The organism is Priestia sp. P5_B4, assembly GCF_056400385.1.
The window spans coordinates 1-1,043 of sequence record NZ_JBFULJ010001122.1 but is presented as its reverse complement, the minus strand read 5'-3'; the positions used below and the strand labels follow the sequence as shown (position 1 = coordinate 1,043).

Sequence of the window (1,043 nt, the reverse complement as noted above, 5' to 3'; positions counted from 1 at the left end):
GTTACCTTGAACAGTCCATTCTTGCTTTTCTACTGCTAGTTTCCCGTCTTTATCTTTTAGATAAGGTCTGTTTAGCATAAACACCTGATCATTCTTTTTTACTGTGTAGCCAAGATAATAGTGATTACCTTCTCCTTCTTCTTCATATACGGAGACGCCTTGAAGGTTATATTTGTTTAAAATGTCATCCATATGATGCGTCAGTTCACTTATAGCCGTTTCTCTTTTTACATATTCCACATTTTATACCCCTTTTCATTTTGATTTATGTTTAGCATTCCCTTGAGCATATTCAATTACACTATCTTTCAAACGTTATCTGAACAAAGCAAATCAATATGATCATCATTGATTGCATAATAAATCAAAAAAGCCACCTCACTATAACACAATAAAAAAACATTGCTAAGTGAAGTAGCTTTTTATTAATTAATGGAATCTATAAAAATAAGAAGACGTGCGAAACTTGATTATAGTTCAGTTAAAATAATCGGTTCACCGTTTGTTACCACAATCGTATGTTCACATTGTGCTACAAGACTATTATCAGGTGTAACAAACGTCCAGCCGTCGTCTCCGCGTTCAATGATATGATCAGCTTTCATAGAGATAAACGGCTCTACAGCAATAACAAGGCCTTTTTTCAAAAGTGCTTTATCCATTGGATCATAATAGTTTAAAATATGGTTAGGAGCGTCATGCAAGCTGCGGCCCACACCGTGACCCGTCAAGTTTTCAATAACAGCATATCCGTTTTGATGTGCAAAGTTAGAGACAGCACGACCAATTTGGTTTTGTTTTGAACCGGCTTTTACTTTTTTCATGGCTGCCCAAAATGCATCTACTGCAGCTTGGCACAGCTTTTCTTTTTCTTCGTCTTGCCCAATAACAAATGAAATACCGGTATCTGAATAATAGCCGTCAAGTACGGCAGATACATCCACATTTACTAAATCGCCATCTTTTAATACTCGATCTCCCGGAATACCGTGAGCCACTTCTTCGTTTACACTAATGCACGTTACACCTKGGAAATTATATTC

Annotated in this window: 2 protein-coding genes; both read right to left on the bottom strand. The window is 36.6% G+C overall.

Annotated elements, in window-relative coordinates:
* Positions 1–240 (bottom strand): DUF5634 family protein (locus AC1DRF_RS29305; RefSeq protein ID WP_477742483.1); only part of this gene is annotated, 240 nt, incomplete at its 3' end.
* Positions 241–470: 230 nt separating this feature from the next.
* Positions 471–1,043 (bottom strand): type I methionyl aminopeptidase (map, locus tag AC1DRF_RS29300; protein WP_477742482.1); only part of this gene is annotated, 573 nt, incomplete at its 5' end.